Consider the following 24,156-nt stretch of genomic DNA (forward strand, 5'->3'; position numbering starts at 1 on the left):
GAAAATACTCCAATTCTTTGGTATGTTGTGCGACAGCAAGGGCGGATTCACGTGCCGATTCTTCATCGTCCGTGCCGATCATATCAGCATAACGCGCATCTATATACCGAAACGCGGCATATAAGACGCCAACGTCGGGACCACTGTTCGCAATTCCCGAAAATGAAGCCTTGCGATCCCACGCTCGTTCCGCGGTTTGTTGAAACCTGTACTGATTATATGCGATCTTCGTCTTCAAGATGCTACGAGAGATCGAATTTGCTGCTTCAAGCCCGAACCCTTTGATCCATCCGCGTCTACTTGCCTCAATAGAACTAGCATAGGCATCTTCTTGTTGAACACGCTCTAGCGCATGCTCAAAAAGCGCGAGACTTGACAAATCTTTTACGGTTAGGCCCGCATGTCCAGGAGCTTTCAGTGCCTCATTGAGCTTCGGATTTTGCTTTAAAATAAGTTCAACCTGCTTCCGATTAGGTTCTGGAGCGGTCAGTTTGCTCCGCAAATCGATGACAGACGTGCGTTCGCTCAAGAGAAACGGCATGTCGCCTACGCGAAAATATTCAAGGGGCTCCGGCTCACGCCCCACTTCATACGCCGTCTGCTTGACAGAAGACCCGCCTTGTGTACGTGTCCTGTCTCGATTTTCTTCTGGGGACATGGGGGTCTCGCTTGAAAAAGATGTTTTTCGCAGCACTGTGCACGACTGTCGTCGCTGCGCTGGTCACGGCACCGCTTGATTGGGATTCGTCTCGATTGTCTCAGAGTCCTGGCCGGATTTTGGGAGAGTGGGTTGGAGGCATGCTCCCCACATTCGCAGCAGGCGCGATCGTTGGCTCAATCGTCTATTTCATCCGACGACGTTCCAATAATCCGTGGAAAGGCGCGCTTTCAGCGGTCATCGCTTGCGTCATTTTTGAAGCGCTCGCGGTCGTTGGAAAGATGAACTGAGAGCTCCGGCTGAAGATCCGAATCTGACCTTCCAAAGGCGCCAGATGCCGGTTCAAACAGTTACAGCGCCACTCGCCCTAGGGAAATCGCGCTCACAGGTGTTTGAAGCTTAGAGGCATCGCCTCAACAGTCGAGCACGAACCTGGCAAGCCCAGCATCAATCTGTCCCAATGGTTTCCATCGCCTCAGCGCTGTACTCCGCTTCGATTTCAGCTCGTGACGGCGCCTTGCCGTTCTTCTTCATCAGCACCTTGAAAACCCGCGCCCGCTCGTTTGGCGGGATCTTGCCATAGCGCGCCGTAAGTCTGACGTCAGATCCTTCCGGCCTGTGGTCATTGTCGAACATATAGCCGCTGCCAACCTGATCTTCGTCGTCGTCAATCAGCCTCATGGGAGACAGACGAGCACGTTTCTCCGTGTAGATGACTTCCATGGCCAGCATGTTGAACATCGACTGCCTCTCGGCAAAATTCGGATATTCGCCTTTACGCTCCAACCACTGGTCGATCTCGCGTTGCAACCGCGCATCATAACGCAGCGTCTGGCGAGGTGTGTTGATCCCCGCCTCCTCCAGCGTCAACCCGGCTTCCTGGAACGCCTGCTTGTAAAATGTGCCATTGCGGTCGGCCTTGGCCTCGTCGGCCCGGATGGAACCTTGCTTGTCCGCCAGACCCTTCCATTGCTCGCGGGAAAGCCTGTTGATGATCTCCGGTCCGGTGAGGTCCGTCTTCAGAAACTGCCGAGGATTGCTCGCACTCATGATTGAAAGCTGATCGTAGAGATCGGAATTGGGTTTTATCCTGTCTCCCTGCGCCTCGCGCTGCTTGACGCCATCGACAGCATCCGGGCCGGCCGCGAGTTTCAGGTCGAGCGGGATCTGGGACAAGGGCACGTTGTCCATGATCATCTGGCACATCTGCATCTTCGCCGCGTTGGCAGCCGCACTCTCGGCTCTGCCACTCTCCCGGAACATTCCCTTCACATATCGAAGCGCCGAAGACCGCAACTCGGAGTCTTCAATCTGCCGCACCCTTCCCATCGCTTGCGAAAAGGGCAGCATTTGACTGCGCGCCGCTACACCATCCTGCGCCGCAACAAGAGTGCTGCCACCACGACCGAACGCTTCCGGCGCGGTGGAGGATGGAGCAGTCTCATAGGGAAACCGCAGACCATATTGTTCGGCATTGTCGTGCAGCCAGTCGAGAACCTGCGCCGGAGCCTGATCCAGCGGCCGCCCCTCATAGGTCAATTGAATTCTGCGCCCGGTAGAAGTGGACGCAAGAGGCACGCGCGACCCTGAGTCGCTGAAGCTCACTCCCAATCCATTACGGATACGCTCTGGCGCATCCTCGATAAAGGCTTTGGTGTTTTCGGCAAGGGCGTTGTCAAGCGGAAGCGCGTCGCCGGGTCGATCGGGCTTTGCGGAGATTGAAACGAGAAACGCTTTCGCCCGCGTTGGTCCTCCGCGTTGCGGTTCTTCCTCCGCGGCACGGTTCACGCCACCTGTGGATGTCTGACCCGGCTGAGCCTTCGCGTCCGCACCCTCGGGAGGATTGCTCCTGTCCGTTCCGACAACCGTATCCTTGCCGGCATCAGCGGTTGGATTCTGAGCGGCATTGGCATCGCCTCGCGTGCCAACATCCTTCCCAACACCAGTCTCTGCCTTTCCCGACGCAGCTTTACCCACAGCGCCGGTCACAACATCGTCACTCGCACCGGCGGAGGTCCGTTTCTCCGAAACGATCTCCAGGGCAATCTGCTTGCCCTTCTCGTCGATTGCCAAGGGCCTGATCTTGGTCTCCAGGTCCGCCCGCGCCTTCGGGTCCACCTGGGCACTGTTGGCCTTCAGATACTCCATCGCCGCGGTCGCCCCACCAGGCTTTCCGGCCATCGTCATGGCGACCCCGGTGTGCAGTCCCGTTATGAAGTCCATGGACTTGGCCACGATCACCTCCGGCGTCCAGCCGTTCAGCTTACCGAGATTGTGGATTTCGGTGACGCCGGACGCCACCGCGGAAGTGATCTGCTCGGGCTTGTTGTACCCGGCGATCGCCTGGTCCTTGGCAAGAGAAAGCCTGCCTTCAGCAGCCTTGCCCACCCACTCCTTCTGCCCCTGCGCCTTGTGCTTGATGGCGGCTTCCAGGCTGGTCGTCACCACAGGAGCGACCATCGCCTCATATCGTCCCGCCGCCAGCGGGTCTTTCGGTTCAAAGGTCTTTTGAAGCTTGGCAAGCGCCTCTTCATAGCCGGGATAGCCTTCGACAGCGCCTTGGCCGCTTGTGTTGAGATAACCATCTTCGCCATGCTCCAACGCAAGCTTTGCACGCTCGAAGGCGGTCTTGCTGTCCTTGGCGGTGGTGTCGGCCTGAAGGTCGCGCAGCTTGCTGGCAAACTCGGCCATCTTGCCAAGACCTTCGCCAAGAGACTGCATGCCCCTGCCCACCTGCGCACCAAAATCATTCTCCGTCGCCTTCACCGTCAGTGGCTGCTGGAGGATCGGCCGCGGGACAACGCTGCCCTGATAAACAGGCACGGCAGCCTGGCGAAAATATTGTTTGACCGGAACCTCAGCCATGGCGCACTCCATAAAAAAGGCGCCCCGAAGAACGCCTGGCAACATCTAATCTCGTGATTTTGTCAGAGCAGGCCGCAGCCAATAGCCGAGCCCTCACCCGCAGCAGGTCTGCGCATTCTCGCCTGTGAGAACACACGCCTAAGCATGTCGCGCAAAAGTGGTCACCGGTTTTGCGATAACGACATGCGGCAAAAAAAACAAAGATCTAAAGCGTATGAGCGAATCTGAAAGATCGCGACACGCTTTAGCTCGAAGAAACGACTCGACAGCCTTTTCAACTCCTGCGCAAATATCCAGGTCTCAACCCAATACCGCACCCGAACAGCAGGCCCGCACATGAAACTGGCAACCGCCGCCCTTCTTCTGGCCTGCATGCCTTTTGCAGCTTCAGCAGAGGACGCCTTCTCGAAGGATACCATCCTGTGGGGCACATTCGGTGAATGGGGCGTTCGTGTCGATACGACCGCCGGCAATGCTTGCTATTTGGGTCGTGTGTACGACGCGGACGTCGTGCTTCGGTTTGGGCGCTACAGCAAGCAGGGCAACTCCGGCCTGTATTTTTCGGTCAACAATCCAAAGTGGAAGTCGCTCAAGCATGGGAAAGAGTATCTCATCGACCTTCAGTTTGGGGATAATGATCCTTGGTCCGCAAGCGCTATGGGAGTCGTGGAGGACGACGATGTAACGCGCTCGCTCTTGGTCTCCGGTGCAGATGAAAAGTTCCTCGAAGAGTTCGAGACAAGCGACACAGCCAAAGTTTACTATGATGACAAGGAAATCATCAACCTGTCGCTAAAGGGCGTCACCGAGGCCGTGAGGGAGATGAACGCCTGCCAGAAGAAGACCGACGAGGTTTTGAAGAAACTGAACCCGAAGACTGAAGAGGCTGAACCTTTCGCCAAAAAATCTCCTGTCGGAGTAGTGGACCGTCCGCGCGAGCTGTAACGGCGATGGACTGCGCCACCGCTGAGGACAAGCGGCAGCTTTCGAACTCGATGATAGAAGCAATGCAGACTAGGCAGACAAATGCCGCCACCAATGAGAAACCAGTGATTTTTCAATCGATATTGTCTGAGAAAGCGGTTTTGCTCGGGACCGCACAAACGGCCATTGCACTCGCATTCCTCGCATGCTTGCCAACCACCACACGTGCAGAGACCGAATTGTGGGGACAGGTCGGCGAATGGTCGGTTTTCAATGACCGTCGAGCGACGCACGGTTGCTCGATGTACAGGTCGTTTGGCGCAGACGCCTCCATCACCCTCGGCGTCTTACCCCTGGCAGAAGCGCGAGGCGTTTACTTCTCGGTGACACACAACAAATGGACTGTACTTAAACCCAGCAAGAACCTCGATGTGCATCTTCAGTTCGGTTCATCGGCGCCCATAAAGGCGAAAGCCGATTTCATGGACGATAGCCAGATGCTATTTATTGTGGTGCCGCAGGATACTCAACTTTTCGAAGAGTTCGCAAAGAATAAGGTGCTTCACGTCAAACCCATAAAGGGAGCGGAAATTGTATTGAAGTTCGATCGCGCTGCCGAGGCGATTTCTGCAATGCTTGACTGCTTGGCAATGGTTACGGAAGACCTTAAAAGCTCGCCGGAAGAGTTTGGTGATCCATTCGCCAAGACGCCAGAGACTGCGACACCGGATGATCCATTCGCCAAGCCTCCAGCGGAGAGCACCACGGAGGATCCTTTTGCCAAGCCGCCGGCAACAAGCGCAACGGATGACCCATTCGCGCCCAAACCATGAACCAGCTTAGCGTCAATAGCGGCGGTGCACCGAGCACGATCTCACCGACACGGCGAAACGCCTGGACAGACATTTCAACCCGTGTGCAAATGAATGACCTTCAACCTGGTTCTGATCAACAAGTCCCGCATGAAACAGACAATTGCCGCTTTTCTTGTCGTCCTCGCGCCATTTGTTGCTGTCGCAGAGGACGCGCCGCCCAAAGACTCCACCGTCTGGGGCACCTTCGGTGGATGGCACGTCTTTATGGACCCTACCCGCGGAAATGCTTGTTACGTGGCCCGCATCTACGGTGAAGGCGTCGTAATGCGATTTGGACGCTTTCGTCAAAAGGACGGCTCTGGCCTGTACTTGTCCGTCAATAACCCAAGGTGGAAATCTCTGAAGGATGATGAGAGATATGCCTTGGAAGTTCAGCTTGGCGATCATGGAATCTGGAAGACGAACGCATGGGCAACAGTGGAAGATGATTTCCAGCGCAGGCTCTTGATCGCCACAGATAATGAGATGTTCCTCGAACACTTCCAGACCAGCGACACCGCCACGATCTCCTACGAAGGCAGACAGATCGCTAACCTCTCCTTGACAGGCGTCGCCAAGGCAGTAACCGAGATGAACGCCTGCCAGCAAAAGACCGACGAGATTTTGAACGCCCGAGAACCGAAGTCCAGGGAGGCCGATCCCTTTGCCAGGGCCCCCTCCTTAGAACCATCAGGCGATCCCCGTAAACTGTAACACTTGCTGTCTTCGCCCTTATGTCGAGGTCTGATGCGCCTGCTGACGACCCCGGGGTCGGGAGGTCAGCCCCTCGACGCTGGCCTCAGCACAATCTGACCGGCCAAGTAGCCCGGTCAATATTGATCTAACGGACTAAAGCATCCTCTCTGCAACCCATCAGGCGCACCCCGTTTCCAAAGCAAAACCACTCGACAGACATCTCAACTCATGCGCAAATGAGCAAGTTTTGCCCCTAGTCTTGATGACCCTTACGAAGCAGGCCCTCACATGAAACAGGCAATCGCCGCCCTCCTCCTGGCCTGCATGCCTTTCGCCGCCGCCGCGCAGGACGCATCGAAGGTAAAAGACCCGATCCTTTGGGGCGAATTTGGCACCTGGACGGTTCAGATGGAACCGGACCTTGGTCATGCTTGTGTCGTCGCATCCGAGTTTGACACCGGTCATATTCTGGTTTTTGGACGCTATTTCAAACCGGGTAAGCCCGGATTTTTCATTTCCTTTCAGAACGAGAAATGGAAGTCATTGGTGCATAAAAAAGTGTACTCCGTCAGTGTCGGCTTTGATGAGAAAGAAACCTGGGACACAGAGAGCGGAGCCTACGTCCAGGGATCCACCCGTAGACTTGCGATGAAAACAGTCGCGCGCGCTTTTTTTGATGAGTTCAAGTCCAGCAAGACCGTCAAGATGTTTTACGAGGACAAGGAGATCGCTCGACTTTCCCTGAGCGGCGTCCAAAAGGCTGTAGAACAAATGGACGCCTGTCAGCAGACGACGGACGAACTCTTGAAAATCTCCAGAACGGAGTCCGACACATCCGATCCCTTTGCCAAGAAACCGTCTAGACAGGCCTCAGACGACCCCTTCAAACCGTAAGTGAGGTTGCGATAACCTTGTGGCAGTCGATAAGAGCGATGGTCGAACAAAGCTTTCACAACCTCATCCGGCACAATAACCATCCAGCATGATCAGGCGAAACACATGGACAGGCTCTTGAAACACACCCTCCTCGCCGCTTGCCTTTCCTGCACGCCGTTCAGCGTCCACGCCGATCCGGTCGAGTGGGGAACCTTTGGCAAGTGGTCGGTCAATGTTGAGCCCGATCTGGGCTTCGGCTGCTATGTGTCGCGCCTTTATGAGGGCGGCACGATCCTGCATGTCGGCTTCGCCATGCTTCCTGGCAACGCCGGATTTTACGTCCTGCTGAGAAACGACAAGTGGAAGTCCCTGGAAGACGACAAGACCTATACGCTCCAGCTTTCTTTTGATTTCAAGAAGGCCTTGGAGCTTGAAGCAACGGGATCAAGCTCGTCGCACGGATTGAGCATCGTCACAAAAATGGCGAAGCTCATGGCCCAATTCGAAACGAGCAGCCAGTTGCGCGTGACCTATGACGGAAACGAAGTTGTGGACCTTCGGCTCGACGGGGCAGCGACGGCGTTCTCACAAATGCGCGCCTGCCAGAACAAGACTGACGAGATGCTTCGCAAGAGCACCGATAAAGCAAAGCAACAGGATCCCTTCGCCCAAAAACCATAAAGACTTAAGGAATGCGAACGGCCCCTGCCAGCCGCTGAACCGTCATGATGTCCCCTATTTCGGCTTGAACAACGGACTATCGCCAAACGTCTTGCTGGCCCCGGTCAGCAGCGTGCCAATCGCTTTCAGGTTGCCGCCCTGGCGGGTGTTCTTGGCATTCGCCCGTGCAAGGCTTGCCTCCGCCCGGCCATTGGCTGCCGCCACGTCGAAGTCATAGGCCTCGTTTGCGGCGTTGCGGCGAATGGTCAGCGCGTCGATTTCGCCAAGGGTCGCGGTATCGATGAGAAGATCGAGCGGTGAGCCGAAGGTCAGGTCAACGCCATTGGCGGCCATGGCCGCCCTCTGCTGGCCGCTGATCTGCGCCGTCTCCTGGCGCTTCTTCTGCTCTTCCAGCTTGCCGCGCTCCAGCGCATCGCGCGCTCGCCTTTCGGAAAGCCGCACATTCATGTCCGTGACTTTCGCGTTATATTCGCATGCGGCGGCACTTGCCTCCGCCTCCTGCTTTGCGCCGGCCGCACCAATCACGGTCGAGGCGGCGCCAAGGATCAGACCAAAATCACACATGCCTCAAGCCTTCATCTCAAAAATACGAAAAGGGCGCTGCTCATAGCCAAAAGGCTGCGGATCGGAGAGCGTGAAGCCCAGCCATTGCAGCCACCGTTTGGAAACCACATTCCGGTCATCGACGACATTCTGTAGCAGCGTGTAGCGCTTCCGCATCTCGGCCACCCAGTGGAGCGAGCCACGCAGAAAATCGCGCGCATGCCGCTCCAGCGCATCGGTCCCCAGCAGCCACGGCGCACCGGTCCGGGTCAGAATATTCGTCGTGCCACAGCCGAACATCAGCTCCGGCACATCTTCAAACAACACGGTATGGGCAAAGTCGGACCGCTCCAGCGAGTGCAAAAGCGCAGAGGCCGGTCCGGCCCAGATGCCGCGGCTCTTTTCCACCCTGAGCGTGATGCTGGCGATCGCCTTGTTTCTCGCCTGCACGGTGCCAAGCTCGCCCACATTGGCACGATCGATATCGAGCGTTCTCAGCTCGCCCTCGTGAGGCAGGCCCACATGCACTTTTGAGGCGGCAATCGGCAAGCGTCACCATGCCATTCGTCACCACCAGATCGCGCACCACATTGCGATCAGCCAGCGCCACCAGCACCTCGCCCTCCAGTTAGCGAAGCCCGCGCATCGTCTTCGTCGGCGCGCCCTCATAGGAAAGCCCGCCATCGACGAAGAACGCATCTTCACACGGTGCCGGGTAGCGGTTCTCGCTGTTCAGATGCTGACGGATCTCATCATTGATATCGGCCTACCAATCCCGCGGCCCCGCAATACCCTCAAGCTCGCCTCGCCCCAGTCCCACGCAAACCGCGCCCAGCCTCGCGGATCAAACTAAAACCGAGCCGCGACGCAGCTCGGCGCGCACTCCCCCGATCCAAGCGGGTCACGATCTTTCAGATCACACGGCAAAGTTGCTTGGTCAGCTGTATACTTTTTCATATATGTTCGAAAAAGAGTACTTACGCACGACGTGCGATTAGGCTGGATCTCTCCTCCTCCGTCATCCCAGACTTGATCCGGGATCTAGCGTGACCAAGTCCTGATCACGAAAGCCTCTTTTCGCTGCGCAGAAGCGCGGCAGCTGGCTTCCGGCTCAGCGCCGGAATGACGAAAGGACAAAATCTCTCGCCCAAAAACAGATGTCCCGGACAGCAACACTCCGCGAGAGAACCCACAGCACCACCCTCAGCAACAAAACCCGTCAGCCCAAACTCCGCGCCTTGGCCCGCGCCAACCGCTCAGCCAGCGAGCCACTGACCTCAACCTCGACCTTCTCACGAAACGCCTGCACATCGATATGCTTGCCGATCAGTTCCAGCCGCTTGATCCGGTCGCTGAGCTTCACCTGCGAAACCCGCCCAATCGCCTCGCGGCTCTCGCCACGCCCCTCAAACAGTTCCTTGACCTCGACCGCCGCAACCAGCCCCTGCCGCCAGATCAAAGGCCACTGATCGACCGGCTTCAGCCCACCGCTCTCATCATAAAGATCGGCAATATCCGCCAACGCCTCCTCGGCGAGCCGCGACAGCAACCAGTCCGCATGGATTTGCGTGCGCTTCGAACGCTGCTCCTTCGCCTTGTCGATCGCAGCCCTGATCTCGGCATTCTGCAACAGCTTCCAAGCTCCTTTGTCGGAAAACGAACGGCTATACCCCGCCCGGATTGCAGCGTGGGCGGCGTTCAGATCGACCAGATACTCCTCAACGAAAAGGCGTTGCCTTGGATTTAATGGCCGTGGTGTTTTCATAGGAGGTTATTCCGTGCACGGAAGTGGCGCATCGTCTGTCGAGCCATGAGTAACGGATCTTGGATCGCGACTAATAAATCACTGTGTATTCAGCCACGAAAATACGAGGATGCGTCCGCTTAAGACTTCAGCCGGACAACATGTATTTCTGATGGTGTGAAGCCCAGGCCGATCCTTCGGGATTTCAGGATAATATCAGCTGTGATTTCGTCGTTGTCCCATATCATATCTGGGGTCACGCCATCGACTAACTTCATAGGCAAACGTTTGGGATGGATACCGACGGGAATTGCTGCCCACCCGCTGGTTTCCCGATCTAAATCCTTCTGATGGATTTGCAAAACCACACCGTAGTGCTTTTTTGTCTTCTCCACCTTGATGGCTTCTTCATACACATAATTCGCTTCAGTATCCTCGACAAAGTGCGGTTCAATCCGCCGATTGCCCACCAAGATAGGAGCGTTTCCTTGATCCTTGCTTGGTTTAAAGAATTTGACGGACGCATCAGCCAGTTGCTTCACCCGACCCTTTTTCCCGTATCGCTTATCGAGAATTTTTTTGACTTCGTCTGGAGACTTGCCGGTCTCCGCCGCAACGTCAGCTATGAGACTGGCTTTCCATTGCTTGGTAAGAGAAGCGTCGTTTTCCGGTGAAACCAACTCTTTTACGTAGTCCACCCCGTAAACGACAGCCACCAAGACCAAAACAGTCAGGAGAGTGTGGGTGCTTTCAGGCACCTCAATCCCCAAGAACTCATTAATTATAGCGGGGACGCCTTTCTCAAGCTCTTCTTGAAAAGCCGCAAAGATAGCAACGAGCAGCAATTCTCTAAGACTACCATGAGAAATTTCTTGGACACGAACGTCCACCTTTTGAATTGAAAGGCCCGAGATAAATGTCTCAAGATTCTGAGCAGCTTCCTCCAGGAGAAGCTGCAACGACAAAAGACTATCGACTATTTCAGGTATCGGGACCGAATGCTCGGTTTTGTATTCTATCTTGAAAGGTATTGAGATCTGCATACTTGCCCCCTGGGCAAACATGGAATCAATCAATACGAGAGTCGAGCTTTTTTTACTCGCTGATAACACCCGGTACTTTAAGCGGTAGCGCCGCGTGTGGACAGAGCGAGAAGGGTTCCAGAGCAACCCAAGTAAGCTTCCATGAAGCTAAAAGCCAAAACGCGAAAAGCGACCCGAAGGCCGCTCCCAAATAAAATTCTTCGAATATGAAGACATGTCACTTATCGCTGTTTCGGGAAGAAAAGTCAAACGCTAAAATCACTCAAAACAAAAAAAATATAAAATCCGGAGTTCGTCCTGTCCTGTCCGCCATCCAGCGATTCCTGAAAAGCGCTGCCTGAAGGTCGCGGCGACTTGAATCATTGCGCAAAAAGCGGCCCACAGGCCCTGTTGACATAATGTTTCTGCCGATGCGACCATTCGGGTCACGGGGGACACCATGACGATACTTAGGATCTATGATCTCAACCAACACGTTCTTGCCGTTGAGCTGAAAGACTTGCTGCGACTTTTAGCCCCCCGTTCTTTAGAAGAGCGATGGGTCGTCTCGACGGTCAAGTCCTCAATACCAGGGGACGAATGGTTTGAGGCTACCGGTGAAGGGGGCGAACGGCTTGAGGGGTTGGCGCAACAAGACGGCCAGCTTTCAGGCTCTGATTTAGCCGCCTTAGCTGAGAAGACCCGACAAGTCATCTGGGGAGAGTTCGTTGGCCTGGCATCCACGCAGTCAGATAAGCCGTGGGTGATAATCCGGGCGGTAGACAGCACGTTCTACGAGATCGACTCGGATGACGATGCGGTGCTGAACAAGATCAGCTCGACCTATAAAGACGTCCGAACCGGAGAGGCTCCGATTGCGTCATGGCCCTTGGGTTACGACGAATGATTGGCAGCCAGTCGCGAACTGGCCGCCGAAGCAAGGAAGGCCACGAAAGACCTCGCCGTTTTTAAAATCTCGCCGCCGTCATGGTCGGGCTTGACCCGACCCTCCACACGTTACGATCACCATAAAGTTTCAAGGCGAGGCGGCACTGCGAAAATCGCGCCGCCCCCCAATCAAACCCCAAAAAACCGCGCCAGCACATTGCACACCACCCGCAGATCCCCCAGCATATGGTGTTGCCGCTCGCCCTTGATCACGCAGAAATCCAGCGCCGCCCAGAGGTTCTGGCGAAGTTCGTTCTGCGCGGTCTGGATGGTCTTGCGGCAGTCGTCGTAGCGGGCAATCACCGCCTTGCACCATTTCTCGTAATCCTCGCTGATCGTCTGGCTGGGCGTGCTGCGCTCGCTTTTGTCGCGCTCGCCATCCGGCGCCTTGATCGCCATCATGTAGGATTGGCGCAGTTCCAGAAACCGCACCGCGCCTTCATACTGGTCATCGCTCAGGCCATCGCGTTTGCCCAGCATGTTCAGCGTGCCGATATAGGTTGCCGCCCTTGGGTCCCTCGCCTCTTCCATCGTCACGCCCATGCGGCTTGCTCGCGCCTTCAGCGCCACGCTGTCTGCCGGTGCGTGGGCGCGGCCGGAGCGGGAAATGCGGCCATTCGGCTCGCGCGCCACATTGATCACCTTGCGCCGTCCGCGCTTCTGCTTCAGTTTTTCTGCCTTGCTGGTCATGCTGCTCGTCCTTCCGATGTTGCGTCACAAAGTTCGTTTGATGTCGTCTCCACTGAAGGAGACGCCGCCGCTTGCGCCTTCGCCTTGCGATAGAGATGCAGAATGGAGGTGTGGTCGCGGCGCATGAAGCGGGCGATCTGCGGGTAGGTCTTGCCCAGCGCATCGCGAAAATGCACCACCATCTCCATGCGGATTCGCACCAGCCAGCGGGCGCGCACGTCGCTGCGCACCAGTTGCAGCGTGGCGTCCGGGTGCTTTTCGAGAACAAAGCGCGCCGCATCCGCCATGCTGTCGCGCGCGCGGTACTCCAGCGGGCTGACGAGGCGCAGAAACCCGTCCACGCGGCTCGTCTGGATCAGGGTGAAACTCAGCTGTGTTTGCGGATAGGTGTTCATCGTCTGGCGTCCTTGCCGATGCGTGTCTGAGAAATCTTCGAAGGGTGCTGCGGCGTCTTTTTCATCGCATCCAGCACCGCCTGTGCTTGCTCGCTGATCGCGCCATGCGAGCGGGAAAACGCCACCGGCGCACCGGCCCGCGCATCGGCCACAATTGCCCTCACCCGCGCCTTCACCGCCGGATCGGCCCGCTCGATGGCAATCAGCGCCCGGCGCTTCTCATCCGCCGCGCGGTCGAACAGCCGCAAGGCTTCGATGCGCAGCGCATAGCGCTCGGCATGAAAAGGCGCGATGATGGCTCTGGCCTGCTTGCCGAACTCGGCGCAGGTCGGCACGAACTGGCCGGTGTGGTTGGTCACCCGCCCGGCAATGAAATCATTGGCCGCCTCGCACACTGCCCATTCCGGCAGATCGGCGCAGACCCCGCGAAACTCCCGGCCAAAACCCGCCACACCCATGCCCGGCTGCGGGCAAAACTGGCCGATCAGCCGCAATGCGGTATCGCGGACGGTCTCCGGTGAAGCAGGTGCAAGCAGCCGGTCGATTTCGCCAACCCGCAAGGCAATCTGCCGTGCGCGCTCACGGTAGCGCTCCGGCAGCCGGTCGAACTGATCCTTGGCAATGAGGTCAAACATCCTGAAAAGCCTCCATCAACACATCGCGGGATGATTTTTTCAGCGCGACCGCGCCTTTAGAAAAATCGCCAGATTTTTCTTCTATGGCTGTGACTCTGGAAGCAGTGCTTCGGCTCTGCGTCCGCAATGCCTTCGCATCGCTGTTTTTCTCAGCCTTCCAACGGGTTACGGCGCTATCCCTGGCTTTCGCCTTGCGCTCCATGGCCTTTTCCCGCTCCAGCCGCAGGCGCTTTTGCACCCATTTCTTCCGCCGCTTGTCGAGCTTCCAGAACGCCATCACCACCGGCTTCATCGCCCGCCATCTGGCCGGCGAAACCTTGGCCTGCAACGCCAGCAATGCGTCGTCGTCAACAAGCGAACAATCGGGTGAACGCCACGCCTGAAACAACAGCAGCAGATAGGCTCCATGCTGCTCGGTGGTCAGATGCACCGTGTCGGCCAGATAGGCATCGGTCCAGAAGGGCATGAAAGGGAGGTTAGCCATTGGCATTCTCCGCGCGCATCGCAGGCACGCCCCAGGCATCCTTGCCGGGGTGATATTTGATCACCGCCACATTCGCCGCCCGGCTCTCTTCGCGAAGCCGCGCAAGCTCGTTGTAAACATCGGCTTCCGAGCGCCCCAGAATGTAGGCAATCTCGGCGGTGTCATAGCCGGAGCGGAAAAGTGTCAGTGCCTTGCTCATGCGTCATCTCGCTTCTCGCCATCCGGCGGCAAAGGTCGCCCGTCGTCTGAACCGCAGGCGCAGACGTCAGGCTTGGTCTTGGCAATGGTGATGTCCGCCGCACCGTCACGGCGCGGTCGAGGCGCGTCAGGCCGAAAGCTCGGCGCTCCGGCTCAAAGTCTGTCTCCCGACAAGCACATCCAACCGTCCACTTGGGACGGCGAAGCCTTCAAGATAGGAAAGGTTGGGCTGACGGCCCGGGGAGGACAAGCCGTCAGCCCGCTTTTGATCGCCGGAGAGGAGAAGCGATCAAAACCTATGATCCGGCGGTAGAACCACCGAAGCTTGATATGCAGTCATGCGGCGCACACTCCGGCCATCAGGCCGCCAGCCGCTCCCGGTTGATGCGCTCCACCTCACAAAGAAGCTCGGCCTCGAAAGCCTCGATATCGAAGCTCACATCCACATCGTCATTCGTCGCTACAGGATGCACAGTGCTGCGTGTCGTCATAGCCGCGCGGCCTCCTCGATGGTCAACAGCTCGCAAACCGGGCGGGTAAAGGTCACGGTGATCTTGATCAACGTGTTCCAGTCCGGCCCGCGCTCGATCAGGTCATGCAGTTCGTCCAGTTCCTCGACGGCATATTCGACATCGACGACACCCGCGTCGCTGCGATATTCGGCAACCGCCTTCCAGCGCCCCACACCCAGACCGGGCCTGTCCAGAACGTCAGTCATGCTCTTTCCCTTCCCGGATTTCGACCGGCGTCACGGTTCCGCAATCATCGCAGAACCGCTCGATCTGGTGTTCGATGGACAGTGGCCGCCGGCACTCGCGGCAACCGATGTAACTCGTCTGAAACGCAGCGCGCCGGGCCTGCGTGATTGCTTCGATACGGACAGAACTCATGCGCGCAAATCCTCCTTCAAGGCCCAGCCCCCCTTTGCCTCGCCCCGATGCCTGAGAGCAGACGGCCCGGCAAAAGACGCTTCCGTCTTTCGCCTCAGCGCGTGCGCTCACCAAAGACATCGGGGCGCAGGTCCAGACGAGGGACAAACCCATTCCCCGCCATTCGCAAGACTGGCTTCGTCCCACCCACAACGGCGCCAACCTCTCTGGTCGTCGGCTGTGACTGCCAAACAAATGACCCAAGCCGGCTCTCAGCAGCAGCAGGTAGAGCCCGAAAGCCATCAGCCTCGACAGCCGGTTTGTTGTGATGACGAAATCTATTCATACAAGAAAACTAGTAGAAAATTCGGCGCCCGTCAACTAGTTTCCTTGTGTGCTTTTCCACAAGCGTTCTGGTAGAAACTAAGCCATGGGAATTGTTGGCGAAAATCTGAAATCGATCAGGAAGATCAAAAATCTTTCGCAGGCGAAAGTTGCGGAACTGTCTGGCGTCAGCCAGCAGCTCATCTCGCAGCTGGAGACCGGCTTGACTGAAAAGACCACGGAGCTGCCTGCCCTTGCCCAGGCGCTCGGCGTCGGCATCCATGAACTCGACCCGTCCTACACGCCGGATGCGGAAGGCATTCCCACCTTGAGCGTGCCCTATCTCGCCTGGGTCAGCGCTGGCGCCATGATCCGCGACGACATCGCCGACGAAGCCCTTGGCCTTATCCGCGTGGCGGATTTACCAGCCTCTGGTGACTGGATCGCCTTGAAAGTCATAGGAGATTCCATGGACCGGATCTCTCCGCCCGATTCCATCATCTTCGTTGATCGCAGCGACTGTAACCTTGTGCCCAACGGCTGCTACGTTATTTCGGACGTGGAGGGCAACGCCACATACAAGCGCTACCGCTCTGGCCCCATGCGCTTCGAGCCCGTTTCTACCAACCCACAGCACGAACCGATCTTCCCGGACAACGACCCCATCATCGTCGGCCGTGTTCGCCGCTCGATTATCAATATGTAAACGGGCCGCAAGTCGCGATCCTTCCTGATCTCGGCCATAGCTCGGCCCAATGGATCATCGCATGCGCAACCAAAGCACCTCCTGATTCTCTCTTTGTTCTCGCAATTACTATATTTCTAGTTGACGATGATACTAGAATTATAGTAAATCTTGTTGTTCTTAGGATAGAAGGGTATTCGAAATCGAGTAGCCGGATTCCCCCGCGATGATGAGGAGGTTCTTTCATGACCACGCCTGGCTACATCATCGGAAAAGACGAGATGCTGCTGATTGCCACGCGCTGGCAGGATGGCGATACGGTTCTTCTGGAAATGCCGGTGCGCGTCTACAAGGCGCAAGAAATACAGACCCTCATCGACGAGACCACCTCGGAAAACTGCACAGTGATCAGCGTCGATCTCTATGACGTCACGGCCAAGAAGGGCATGTCCATCGCCGACGATTTCGACATTCGCTCTTTCGCCGAGCGCGCGGAGGATCGTAAAGAGCAGGATGCGCAAGACGAGATGGCGGAGCAACGGCGCCTACGCCAAGGCACCGGGCTTTATAACACGCTCAACCACGAGCAGCAGGGTATCCAGTCGCGGGCCTAGGCAGCCTTGCCAAACACGGGCCAACATCGCCGCGACACAGATGCTCTCGCGAAAGGCAAGCCAAGAGCCAAGAGCCAAGAGCCAAGAGCCAAGAGCCAAGAGCCAAGAGCCAAGAGCCAAGAGCCAAGAGCCAAGAGCCAAGACGTCACGCTCGAAGTAGCAGCGCGCAAGATGTTTCTGTTGTTGCTCGGCGGTTACAGCATTTCTGAGCCAATAGGCTATCGATAGCGACATTGAACCCCAGGATGTTTCCGATGAAAACCACCATTTTTGCCGCCGCCACTTTTATTCTTGCCGCAACCTCCGCAATTGCCGCGGATGCTGTCTCGGACATTCCCGCAGCACCGGTGGCAATCGAAAACCCGGCCTTCTCCTGGACCGGTTTCGACGCGGGTGTTCAGGTTGGCTATGGCTGGAACAAGCAGGATATCCTCGGCATCGCGCCGGCCGGTACGGTGAATGCCGATTTCAACACCGGTATGGCAGGCGCCTTCGCCGGCTATAACTACCAGTTCTCCAACAACTGGGTCGCAGGCGTCGAAAGCGATTTCGAAGGCAACTGGGGCGATGGCAAGCTGACGGTTCTCGCACCGGATTTCTATCAGTACGGTTTCGACTGGCAGGGCTCGGTACGCGCCAAGGTCGGATACGCGGTGGATCGTGCGCTGGTTTACGGCACGGCCGGCTGGGCCATCGGCCGCGGCTACCTGACGGTTCCGGGTGCCGGCACGCAGAAGGAAAACTTCTACGGCTTCACTGTCGGTGCCGGTGTCGATTACGCCTTCACCGACATGATCTTCGGCCGCGTCGAATATCGCTACACCAATTTCGGCGAGCAAAATTTCGATTACAACGCCGGCCCGCTGCTCAACTCCGATATCGACCAGCACGGTGTGCGCCTCGGCCTCGGCGTGAAGTTTTAAACCAACTTGGCCGTCCGATTATGTGGGCCGGCCAAACTTCTCGCCTTGCCTGCAACCCGCCCACTGCCGTCATCCTCGAGCTTGACCCGAGGATCCACAACATCAATTGCTTAACAGGCGATCAGCGCAAGCCACCACGCGCAATAAACCCTGAAAGGCGTGGATTCTCGGCTCAACGCCGAGAATGACGCAGGAGAGTTTAGCGGCCCCTCACCCCGTCACCGGCCGCGGGTTGCCCGCATCATCCACAGCCACCATGATGAACACGGCCTCCGTCACCTTGTCGCGCGAATGCTGAGAATAGTGGCGCGTCCAGGCTTCGATCTTCAGCGTGATCGATGTGCGCCCCACCTTCTCGATGCGAGTATAGACGCAGAGCGTATCGCCGATCTTCACCGGCTTCTTGAAGACGATCTCGTTAACGGCGACCGTCACGGTGCGCCCACCGGCCACATCATTGGCGCGGACGAAGGCCGCAAGGTCCATCTGCGACATGACCCAGCCGCCAAAAATATCGCCGGCGGGGTTGGCGTCGGCCGGCATGGCAAGCGTGCGCAGGGTCAGTTCCATATCGGAAGGGGGTTGGTTTTCCATCAGCATACCTCTTGATCGCGCGCCTCCCAGTGCCGCGATAGCCTATTCGCCATACCTCCGAATACAGCGAATTCGTCTTGGCAGCTTTTCGCCCACAGCATGCCCGCAAAGGTCTAGAGCAGCTTCGCGACAAGGCATGCGTCATCAAGAGACATCCCCGCAAAGGCGTGAAGCTATTTTATCGAGAGTGGCAGAGCGTTAGCGAATGAGATCGCGGCCTGCTCCAGCGGAGGCCCTGCCCCACCCTCATGAAGAGCTTTTCTCGTCGCCCACAACCATCCCTCCAGCTTCGGTAACGGTCCGTTTACCATAATCGGGCAGGCTCTTAACGGATAAGGTTAATTTCACAGACTTCCAGATGCGGAGCGAGGCTCGAAAATGGCATATGACTGGAGTGGGAATGACATCAAACAGAGGCACTACGACCGCCTGATCGTAGTCGCCTTGCTCACCATCGTCTCGATTGCGGTGACGGCGCCCTTCATGCTTCGTTTCGAAACGCAGGCTTCGAAGGGAGAGCGGATCGAAATCCGCTCGCCGGTGGTCATGGAGGAGACACGCTCTATTCAGCTCGCCCGGTCGTAACCAGATCGAGATGCAGCACGCGCGGTGACAGCGTCTGCATGATCGCCTCCGAGCGACCGATATAGATAACAGCGGTGTCCTTCATGCCGCTCAGCACCTCCACCAGCCGGTCGATGGTGTGCTTCTCGAGACCTTCCAGCAGATCGTCTATGAACAGCCAGCGTGGCTTTAGCAGCAGCGCATTGGCAACACGAATGCAGGCCTGCTCGTCAGAATCGAACTTCTGGTCCCAGCGAATATTGTCGTTCATACGCGGGATGATGTGGCCAAGGCCGCAGGCTTCCATGGCGGCCAGAAATTCCGCTTCCGTGAACTTCTGCGGCGCACGCGGGTAGGAGAGAATTTCGCGCAAAGGCGCTGCCGGCATATAGCCGTGCTGGGCAATGAAAAGGGTCTCCTCGCGCGGCGGCATGGTGATCTTGCCGCGCCCCCAGGGCCAGAGCCCGGCAATCGCCGCAAAGAACAGCCGCCGGTTCACGCCCTGCTCTCCGTCGATGACCACCCGGTCGCCAATGGCGATCTCGACAGGAGCTTCCCGCAGCCTGAAACTGCGCGTCATATCCTTGCCGCCCGCCTCCGGACTGATTTCGATCGATGACAGCCGAACGATATCGGTCGCGGAACGGTCGAGGTCAATGGCGTTTTCGTGCCTCTCGACGCTGTCCATCTGGATCAGCGCGTTGCGAAACACCGAGACGCGCTGCAACGTCGCCTTCCAGCTGGCGATCGGGCCGAAATTGTCGATGTACCAGCGCAGCGCCACATTCACTTGGTTGAAGGCGCCTACTGCCATCATCAGGCCCCCAAAGGTCAGGTTGCCGGAAAAATAGACCGGTGCTGCAATCAGGATCGGCGCGACGATCGCAAGCCAGCCATAACCGGCCGACACCCAGGTCAGATGCGTCAGGCCCATGGCCAGGCCGCGAATCACGCCCAGCACCGCATCGATATCCTGACGAATACGATGCCGCTCGTTCTTCTCGCCGCGCGAAAGGGTGATCGCCGTCAGGTTTTCGCTGGCGCGCATCAGCGAGAAACGAAGCTCCGCTTCCTTGGAATAGCGCTCCGCATTCAGCGGCACCAGCCGGTAGCCGACGATGTTGCTGAGAAGCGAGGCCGAGCCCGCATAGAGCAATGCCGCCCACACCATATATCCCGGGATCGCCACCATCTTGCCGCCGATCTCGATGGCAAAACCCGCCGACAGGCCCCACAGCACGCCTATGAAGCTGACCAGCAAAATGGTCGCGTTGACGAGGCCGATCGCAAGCGCCGTGCTGCTTTCTGCCAGGTTGCGTACATCCTCATGCAGACGCTGGTCGGGGTTGATGGATATGGTGCCGAAGCTTGCAAGCTTGGCGGCGCGTCCGGGCTTCAGCCACTGCTCGACCATATCTTTCGCCAGACCTTCGCGCATGTTCAGCGCTGTCATCTGGTTCAGCCATGTCTGGAACACGTTGAGAAGCAGCAGGCACCCGGCAATGATGGCAAACACTTCCAACTGGTGAACGAAGGCATTGAGGTCGCGCCGCTCGAGCGAATTATAGAAGGGCGCATTCCATTCGTTCAGCCTCACCTGGCCATAGGCCGTGACGAGAATGATGGTCAGCAGTCCGCAGGCCAACAGGATAAGCCTGCCCCGCACGGGAGACCCCCAGAAGGCGTTGCCCATCATGCGCAATTGCGATCTGAAATTGAGATCGAAGCGCGTGTAAGCGGCAATCTCCTCCGGAGAATTTCCTTGCGTTTTCAATTCATTGCCACTTTCTCAAATCACATAATCGCGCTGACTGACAGAGGTGAAGTCTCTGCCCTGGCCATGACAGCAATATCACTAAGCCAATACTTGTCCACATAACCCGGAGGACACCCCTGAAGCGCCCTTTGAAATACCGCGGCGACGAATGCGCGACAGGGCCGAAATGTTCCTTGCATTATTCGCGTGCATTGCACAAAGTCGATGCAACAGAGGGGGCGGACCAATCCGCAAATGCCGGGAAAACCGGATTAGGGTGTACATGTCGATCAAGGCCAGCATCTATCATCTGACGCATTATAAATATGACCGCCCGGTTCGGCTTGGACCTCAGATCATCAGATTGAAGCCCGCGCCGCATTCGCGCACCAAGGTCATCAGCCACTCGCTGAAGGTCACGCCCTCCAATCATTTCGTCAATCTGCAGCAGGATCCCTACGGCAACTTCCAGGCCCGTTTCGTCTTTCCCGATCCGGTCACCGAGTTCAAGATCGAGGTCGATCTCGTCGCGGATATGACAGTCTACAATCCCTTCGATTTCTTCGTCGAGGAAAGCGCCACCAAATGGCCTTTCGATTATCCCGAGACGCTGAAGGACGATCTGTCGATCTACCGCAAGGCGGAAGAGACCGGCCCGCTCTTCGATGCGCTGATGGCCACCATCGACAAGACACCCGGCCAGACGACGGTCGATATGGTCGTCGGCATCAATGCAAGGCTGCAGCAGGAAATCGGCTACGTCATCCGCATGGAGCCCGGCGTGCAGACGCCGGAAGAAACACTTCTGTCCGGCAAGGGCTCATGTCGCGATACCAGCTGGCTTCTGGTGCAGATCCTGCGCCGCCTCGGCCTCGCCACCCGTTTCGTGTCGGGCTATCTCATCCAGCTCGCACCCGATTTGAAGGCGCTCGACGGTCCGTCGGGCACGGAAGTGGATTTCACCGACCTGCACGCCTGGGCGGAAGTGTATCTGCCCGGCGCCGGCTGGGTCGGGCTAGATCCGACGTCGGGGCTTCTCACCGGCGAAAGCCATATTCCGCTTTCAGCCACGCCGCATTATCGCAATGCCGCGCCCATTTCCGGCGGTTATTTTGGTGAGGCGAATACCGAGTTCGCCTTCGACATGAAGGTCACGCGGGTGGCTGAACATCCGCGCATCACCAAGCCCTTTTCGGATGAGAGCTGGGATCAGCTGAATGCGCTGGGCGAAACGGTGGACCGGGTGTTGAAGGCGCAGGACGTGCGCCTTACCATGGGCGGCGAACCGACCTTCGTCTCCATCGACGACTTCGAATCCGACGAGTGGAACACCGGCGCTGTCGGCCCCACCAAGCGGCAGAAGGCCGACATCCTGATCCGCAAGCTGCGCGAGCGCTTTGCGCCGAACGGCTTCCTGCATTATGGCCAGGGCAAGTGGTATCCGGGCGAAAGCCTGCCGCGCTGGACCTTCTCGCTCTATTGGCGCAAAGACGGCAACCCCGTCTGGCGCAACGCCGATCTGGTCGCTGAGGAGGGCAAGGATACCGGCGTCAGCTCGACGGATGCCGAACGGCTCCTCACCTCGATTGCCGGTCATCTGGGCATCGAGTCCGATCTGGTGCTTCCGGCTTACGAAGACCCGGCGGAATGGCTGATCAAGGAAGCCAATCTGCCCGACAATGTCGATCCGTCGAACTCCAAGCTCAAGGACCCGGAAGAGCGCAACCGCATCGCCCGCGTCTTCGAGCGCGGCCTGACGGAGCCGACCGGCTATATTCTGCCCGTCCAGGCATGGAATGCGCAGAGCTCCGGCCACAGACGCTGGGTCAGCGAGCGGTGGAAGACACGGCGCGGCAAGATCTTCCTGGTGCCGGGCGATAGCGCTGTCGGCTACCGCCTGCCGCTTGGAACGCTGCCCTATGTTCCGCCATCGCAGTTCCCCTATATTCACGAGGCAGACCCTTCCATTCCGCGCGGTCCGCTGCCGGATGCTCTGCCGCCGTCTGCGCGCAGCATGCCCGAAGCCTCCTTCCAGGCCGGCGATGCACCAAACATGGGCCGCAACGAACAGGTCATCAGCGATATTGCCGGAACGGTGCGCACCGCATTGTCCGTCGAAGCGCGCGATGGACGCCTTTGCGTCTTCATGCCGCCGGTCGAGCGCATCGAAGATTATCTCGATCTGATTGCGTCGGCCGAAGCCGCCGCCACAGACCTTGGCCTGCCCGTTCATATCGAGGGCTACGCACCGCCGCACGACGAGCGGATGAATGTCATTCGCGTCGCGCCCGATCCCGGCGTCATCGAGGTCAACATCCATCCGGCCGCAAGCTGGAAGGACTGCGTCGATATCACCACCGCCATCTATGAAGATGCCCGCCAGTCGCGTCTGGGTGCCGACAAATTCATGATCGACGGTCGCCACACCGGCACCGGCGGAGGCAACCATGTGGTTGTCGGCGGCGCAAACCCCAATGACAGCCCGTTCCTGCGCCGTCCCGATCTTTTGAAGAGCCTCGTGCTGCATTGGCAGCGCCACCCCTCGCTGTCCTATCTCTTCTCCGGCCTGTTCATCGGCCCCACCAGCCAGGCGCCGCGCATCGATGAGGCGCGCCATGACAGCATGTATGAGCTGGAAATCGCCATGGCCCAGGTCCCGGCACCCGGCGAAGGCGTGCCCCCGCTGCCCTGGCTGGTCGATCGCCTGTTCCGCAATCTGCTCGTCGATGTCACCGGCAACACGCATCGGTCCGAGATCTGCATCGACAAGCTGTTTTCGCCGGATGGCCCGACGGGTCGCCTTGGCCTGGTCGAGTTCCGCGGCTTCGAAATGCCGCCGAATGCCCGCATGTCGCTTGCCCAGCAATTGCTGGTGCGTGCATTGATCGCCCGCTTCTGGAAGAACCCGATTGGCGGCAAGTTCGTCCGCTGGGGCACGGCTCTGGCCGATCGCTTCATGCTGCCCCATTATGTCTGGGCGGATTTCCTCGATGTGCTGGCCGATCTTCGCGAGCACGGCTTCGACCTCAAAGCAGAATGGTTTGCCGCCCAGCTCGAATTCCGTTTCCCCTTCTTCGGTGAAGTGGAATATGAGGGCTCGAAGCTCGAACTGCGCCAGGCGCTGGAACCATGGCATGTGATGGGCGAACAGGGCGCCATCGGCGGAACGGTGCGCTATGTGGATTCCTCCGTCGAGCGCCTTCAGGTGCGCCTGGAAACGACCAACCCTGCGCGCTACACCGTGTCCTGCAATGGCCGCGCAGTACCCTTGAAGGCAACCGGCGAATCCGGCGTTTCGGTCGCTGGCGTGCGCTTCAAGGCGTGGCAACCGGCATCCGGCCTGCATCCGGTGCTGCCGGTCAACTCGCCTTTGACATTCGATATTTATGATACATGGTCGAACCGTTCGATCGGCGGCTGCATCTATCATGTTGCCCATCCGGGCGGGCGAAACTATGACACCTTTCCCGTCAATGGAAACGAGGCGGAGGCGCGTCGCCTGGCGCGTTTCGAGCCATGGGGCCATACGGGCGGCCAGTATACCGTCTGGCCGGAGGCCGTGTCGCCGGAGTTTCCGCTGACACTCGATCTGCGACGCCCGCAAGGAGTATAAG

The 24,156-nt window shown here is 57.9% G+C and carries 28 protein-coding genes; 12 read left to right on the plus strand and 16 right to left on the minus strand.

The window, feature by feature from the left end; all coding sequences use genetic code 11:
- On the minus strand, nt 1–658 hold a 658-nt coding region (locus WKI41_RS12070), incomplete at its 3' end, for a hypothetical protein (protein WP_340193757.1).
- A gap of 11 nt (nt 659–669) precedes the next feature.
- Here WKI41_RS12070 and WKI41_RS12075 point away from each other — a divergent pair.
- Nucleotides 670–948 carry a hypothetical protein gene (locus WKI41_RS12075; protein WP_340193758.1) on the plus strand — a complete coding sequence of 93 codons (279 nt, stop codon included), beginning with the start codon at nt 670–672 and terminating at the stop codon, nt 946–948.
- Nucleotides 949–1,105: 157 nt separating this feature from the next.
- On the opposite strand, the gene WKI41_RS12080 is transcribed toward WKI41_RS12075, so the two are convergent.
- On the minus strand, nt 1,106–3,523 hold the full coding sequence (locus tag WKI41_RS12080; protein ID WP_340193759.1) for a hypothetical protein: 2,418 nt from the start codon (nt 3,521–3,523) through the stop codon (nt 1,106–1,108).
- 336 nt (nt 3,524–3,859) lie between these two features.
- Here WKI41_RS12080 and WKI41_RS12085 point away from each other — a divergent pair, with 336 nt between their 5' ends.
- The 5 genes from WKI41_RS12085 (at nt 3,860) to WKI41_RS12105 (ending at nt 7,554) form a co-directional block, all read left to right on the plus strand.
- Nucleotides 3,860–4,468, plus strand: coding sequence for a hypothetical protein (locus WKI41_RS12085; protein WP_340193760.1), 609 nt, complete (start codon nt 3,860–3,862; stop codon nt 4,466–4,468).
- Between the two features lie 5 nt (nt 4,469–4,473).
- Nucleotides 4,474–5,280, plus strand: coding sequence for a hypothetical protein (locus tag WKI41_RS12090; protein ID WP_340193761.1), 807 nt, complete (start codon nt 4,474–4,476; stop codon nt 5,278–5,280).
- A 93-nt stretch (nt 5,281–5,373) separates the two neighbouring features.
- Nucleotides 5,374–6,015: a hypothetical protein gene (locus tag WKI41_RS12095; protein ID WP_306934324.1), complete on the plus strand. Its 642-nt coding sequence runs from the start codon at nt 5,374–5,376 to the stop codon at nt 6,013–6,015.
- A 270-nt stretch (nt 6,016–6,285) separates the two neighbouring features.
- Nucleotides 6,286–6,891: a hypothetical protein gene (locus WKI41_RS12100; RefSeq protein WP_340193762.1), complete on the plus strand. Its 606-nt coding sequence runs from the start codon at nt 6,286–6,288 to the stop codon at nt 6,889–6,891.
- Nucleotides 6,892–7,008: 117 nt separating this feature from the next.
- A complete protein-coding gene (locus tag WKI41_RS12105; protein WP_340193763.1) occupies nt 7,009–7,554 on the plus strand; it encodes a hypothetical protein in 546 nt (181 codons plus the stop codon).
- Nucleotides 7,555–7,608: 54 nt separating this feature from the next.
- Here WKI41_RS12105 and WKI41_RS12110 read toward each other — a convergent pair whose 3' ends face one another.
- From WKI41_RS12110 to WKI41_RS12125, 4 genes are all read right to left on the minus strand, one after another.
- A complete protein-coding gene (locus WKI41_RS12110; RefSeq protein ID WP_340193764.1) occupies nt 7,609–8,118 on the minus strand; it encodes a virion core protein, T7 gp14 family in 510 nt (169 codons plus the stop codon).
- 3 nt (nt 8,119–8,121) lie between these two features.
- Nucleotides 8,122–8,646, minus strand: a complete 525-nt coding sequence (locus WKI41_RS12115) for a hypothetical protein (protein WP_340193765.1) — start codon at nt 8,644–8,646, stop codon at nt 8,122–8,124.
- 670 nt (nt 8,647–9,316) lie between these two features.
- Nucleotides 9,317–9,862, minus strand: coding sequence for a terminase small subunit (locus tag WKI41_RS12120; protein WP_340193766.1), 546 nt, complete (start codon nt 9,860–9,862; stop codon nt 9,317–9,319).
- Between the two features lie 119 nt (nt 9,863–9,981).
- Nucleotides 9,982–10,884 (minus strand): hypothetical protein, encoded by a 903-nt coding sequence (locus WKI41_RS12125; protein WP_340193767.1) that lies wholly within the window; start codon nt 10,882–10,884, stop codon nt 9,982–9,984.
- A 439-nt stretch (nt 10,885–11,323) separates the two neighbouring features.
- Here WKI41_RS12125 and WKI41_RS12130 point away from each other — a divergent pair, with 439 nt between their 5' ends.
- Complete coding sequence (locus tag WKI41_RS12130) at nt 11,324–11,770, plus strand: hypothetical protein (RefSeq protein WP_340193768.1); 447 nt, start codon at nt 11,324–11,326, stop codon at nt 11,768–11,770.
- A gap of 170 nt (nt 11,771–11,940) precedes the next feature.
- Here WKI41_RS12130 and WKI41_RS12135 read toward each other — a convergent pair whose 3' ends face one another.
- From WKI41_RS12135 to WKI41_RS12170, 8 genes are all read right to left on the minus strand, one after another.
- Entirely contained in the window at nt 11,941–12,501 is a 561-nt protein-coding gene (locus WKI41_RS12135; protein ID WP_340193769.1) for a hypothetical protein, read from the minus strand.
- Complete coding sequence (locus WKI41_RS12140; protein WP_340193770.1) at nt 12,498–12,896, minus strand: hypothetical protein; 399 nt, start codon at nt 12,894–12,896, stop codon at nt 12,498–12,500. The genes WKI41_RS12135 and WKI41_RS12140 overlap by 4 nt, the downstream gene beginning before the upstream one ends.
- Nucleotides 12,893–13,531 carry a hypothetical protein gene (locus WKI41_RS12145; RefSeq protein ID WP_340193771.1) on the minus strand — a complete coding sequence of 213 codons (639 nt, stop codon included), beginning with the start codon at nt 13,529–13,531 and terminating at the stop codon, nt 12,893–12,895. The genes WKI41_RS12140 and WKI41_RS12145 overlap by 4 nt, the downstream gene beginning before the upstream one ends.
- A complete protein-coding gene (locus tag WKI41_RS12150) occupies nt 13,524–13,997 on the minus strand; it encodes a DUF1376 domain-containing protein (protein WP_340193772.1) in 474 nt (157 codons plus the stop codon). Before WKI41_RS12150 ends, WKI41_RS12145 begins: the two co-directional genes overlap by 8 nt.
- A gap of 10 nt (nt 13,998–14,007) precedes the next feature.
- Entirely contained in the window at nt 14,008–14,214 is a 207-nt protein-coding gene (locus WKI41_RS12155; protein WP_340193773.1) for a hypothetical protein, read from the minus strand.
- A 358-nt stretch (nt 14,215–14,572) separates the two neighbouring features.
- Entirely contained in the window at nt 14,573–14,704 is a 132-nt protein-coding gene (locus WKI41_RS12160; RefSeq protein ID WP_340193774.1) for a hypothetical protein, read from the minus strand.
- Nucleotides 14,701–14,931: a hypothetical protein gene (locus tag WKI41_RS12165; protein WP_340193775.1), complete on the minus strand. Its 231-nt coding sequence runs from the start codon at nt 14,929–14,931 to the stop codon at nt 14,701–14,703. Before WKI41_RS12165 ends, WKI41_RS12160 begins: the two co-directional genes overlap by 4 nt.
- Nucleotides 14,924–15,103, minus strand: a complete 180-nt coding sequence (locus WKI41_RS12170; RefSeq protein WP_340193776.1) for a hypothetical protein — start codon at nt 15,101–15,103, stop codon at nt 14,924–14,926. The genes WKI41_RS12165 and WKI41_RS12170 overlap by 8 nt, the downstream gene beginning before the upstream one ends.
- Nucleotides 15,104–15,512: 409 nt before the next feature.
- Here WKI41_RS12170 and WKI41_RS12175 point away from each other — a divergent pair, with 409 nt between their 5' ends.
- From WKI41_RS12175 to WKI41_RS12185, 3 genes are all read left to right on the plus strand, one after another.
- Nucleotides 15,513–16,112 carry a helix-turn-helix domain-containing protein gene (locus WKI41_RS12175; protein WP_340193777.1) on the plus strand — a complete coding sequence of 200 codons (600 nt, stop codon included), beginning with the start codon at nt 15,513–15,515 and terminating at the stop codon, nt 16,110–16,112.
- A 224-nt stretch (nt 16,113–16,336) separates the two neighbouring features.
- Nucleotides 16,337–16,705, plus strand: coding sequence for a hypothetical protein (locus WKI41_RS12180; protein ID WP_340193778.1), 369 nt, complete (start codon nt 16,337–16,339; stop codon nt 16,703–16,705).
- A 254-nt stretch (nt 16,706–16,959) separates the two neighbouring features.
- Nucleotides 16,960–17,628 carry an outer membrane protein gene (locus tag WKI41_RS12185; protein WP_340193779.1) on the plus strand — a complete coding sequence of 223 codons (669 nt, stop codon included), beginning with the start codon at nt 16,960–16,962 and terminating at the stop codon, nt 17,626–17,628.
- Nucleotides 17,629–17,838: 210 nt separating this feature from the next.
- Here WKI41_RS12185 and WKI41_RS12190 read toward each other — a convergent pair whose 3' ends face one another.
- The gene (locus WKI41_RS12190) at nt 17,839–18,222 is read right to left on the minus strand and encodes an acyl-CoA thioesterase (protein WP_340193780.1); all 384 of its coding nucleotides are present in this window, start codon (nt 18,220–18,222) and stop codon (nt 17,839–17,841) included.
- A gap of 378 nt (nt 18,223–18,600) precedes the next feature.
- Between WKI41_RS12190 and WKI41_RS12195 the strand changes: the two genes are divergently transcribed.
- A complete protein-coding gene (locus WKI41_RS12195; protein WP_340193781.1) occupies nt 18,601–18,807 on the plus strand; it encodes a hypothetical protein in 207 nt (68 codons plus the stop codon).
- On the opposite strand, the gene WKI41_RS12200 is transcribed toward WKI41_RS12195, so the two are convergent.
- Entirely contained in the window at nt 18,785–20,560 is a 1,776-nt protein-coding gene (locus WKI41_RS12200) for an ABC transporter ATP-binding protein/permease (RefSeq protein WP_340193782.1), read from the minus strand. The genes WKI41_RS12195 and WKI41_RS12200 overlap by 23 nt on opposite strands.
- 265 nt (nt 20,561–20,825) lie before the next feature.
- Between WKI41_RS12200 and WKI41_RS12205 the strand changes: the two genes are divergently transcribed.
- The gene (locus WKI41_RS12205; RefSeq protein WP_340193783.1) at nt 20,826–24,155 is read left to right on the plus strand and encodes a DUF2126 domain-containing protein; all 3,330 of its coding nucleotides are present in this window, start codon (nt 20,826–20,828) and stop codon (nt 24,153–24,155) included.
- Nucleotide 24,156: the final 1 nt, after the last annotated feature.

Origin of the sequence: Agrobacterium larrymoorei, from assembly GCF_037722385.1 — a bacterium.
In the GTDB taxonomy this organism is placed as follows: domain Bacteria; phylum Pseudomonadota; class Alphaproteobacteria; order Rhizobiales; family Rhizobiaceae; genus Agrobacterium; species Agrobacterium larrymoorei_C.

Coding starts and splice junctions, on each gene's coding strand:
- WKI41_RS12080 (WP_340193759.1), bottom strand. CDS start 3,523: ATGGCTGAGGTTCCGGTCAAACAATATTTTCGCCAGGCTGCCGTGCCT.
- WKI41_RS12195 (WP_340193781.1), top strand. CDS start 18,601: ATGGCATATGACTGGAGTGGGAATGACATCAAACAGAGGCACTACGAC.
- WKI41_RS12130 (WP_340193768.1), top strand. CDS start 11,324: ATGACGATACTTAGGATCTATGATCTCAACCAACACGTTCTTGCCGTT.
- WKI41_RS12145 (WP_340193771.1), bottom strand. CDS start 13,531: ATGTTTGACCTCATTGCCAAGGATCAGTTCGACCGGCTGCCGGAGCGC.
- WKI41_RS12180 (WP_340193778.1), top strand. CDS start 16,337: ATGACCACGCCTGGCTACATCATCGGAAAAGACGAGATGCTGCTGATT.
- WKI41_RS12085 (WP_340193760.1), top strand. CDS start 3,860: ATGAAACTGGCAACCGCCGCCCTTCTTCTGGCCTGCATGCCTTTTGCA.
- WKI41_RS12090 (WP_340193761.1), top strand. CDS start 4,474: ATGGACTGCGCCACCGCTGAGGACAAGCGGCAGCTTTCGAACTCGATG.
- WKI41_RS12120 (WP_340193766.1), bottom strand. CDS start 9,862: ATGAAAACACCACGGCCATTAAATCCAAGGCAACGCCTTTTCGTTGAG.
- WKI41_RS12110 (WP_340193764.1), bottom strand. CDS start 8,118: ATGTGTGATTTTGGTCTGATCCTTGGCGCCGCCTCGACCGTGATTGGT.
- WKI41_RS12165 (WP_340193775.1), bottom strand. CDS start 14,931: ATGACTGACGTTCTGGACAGGCCCGGTCTGGGTGTGGGGCGCTGGAAG.
- WKI41_RS12125 (WP_340193767.1), bottom strand. CDS start 10,884: ATGCAGATCTCAATACCTTTCAAGATAGAATACAAAACCGAGCATTCG.
- WKI41_RS12100 (WP_340193762.1), top strand. CDS start 6,286: ATGAAACAGGCAATCGCCGCCCTCCTCCTGGCCTGCATGCCTTTCGCC.
- WKI41_RS12205 (WP_340193783.1), top strand. CDS start 20,826: ATGTCGATCAAGGCCAGCATCTATCATCTGACGCATTATAAATATGAC.
- WKI41_RS12160 (WP_340193774.1), bottom strand. CDS start 14,704: ATGACGACACGCAGCACTGTGCATCCTGTAGCGACGAATGACGATGTG.
- WKI41_RS12155 (WP_340193773.1), bottom strand. CDS start 14,214: ATGAGCAAGGCACTGACACTTTTCCGCTCCGGCTATGACACCGCCGAG.
- WKI41_RS12095 (WP_306934324.1), top strand. CDS start 5,374: ATGACCTTCAACCTGGTTCTGATCAACAAGTCCCGCATGAAACAGACA.
- WKI41_RS12190 (WP_340193780.1), bottom strand. CDS start 18,222: ATGGAAAACCAACCCCCTTCCGATATGGAACTGACCCTGCGCACGCTT.
- WKI41_RS12135 (WP_340193769.1), bottom strand. CDS start 12,501: ATGACCAGCAAGGCAGAAAAACTGAAGCAGAAGCGCGGACGGCGCAAG.
- WKI41_RS12150 (WP_340193772.1), bottom strand. CDS start 13,997: ATGCCCTTCTGGACCGATGCCTATCTGGCCGACACGGTGCATCTGACC.
- WKI41_RS12185 (WP_340193779.1), top strand. CDS start 16,960: ATGAAAACCACCATTTTTGCCGCCGCCACTTTTATTCTTGCCGCAACC.
- WKI41_RS12170 (WP_340193776.1), bottom strand. CDS start 15,103: ATGAGTTCTGTCCGTATCGAAGCAATCACGCAGGCCCGGCGCGCTGCG.
- WKI41_RS12175 (WP_340193777.1), top strand. CDS start 15,513: ATGGGAATTGTTGGCGAAAATCTGAAATCGATCAGGAAGATCAAAAAT.
- WKI41_RS12140 (WP_340193770.1), bottom strand. CDS start 12,896: ATGAACACCTATCCGCAAACACAGCTGAGTTTCACCCTGATCCAGACG.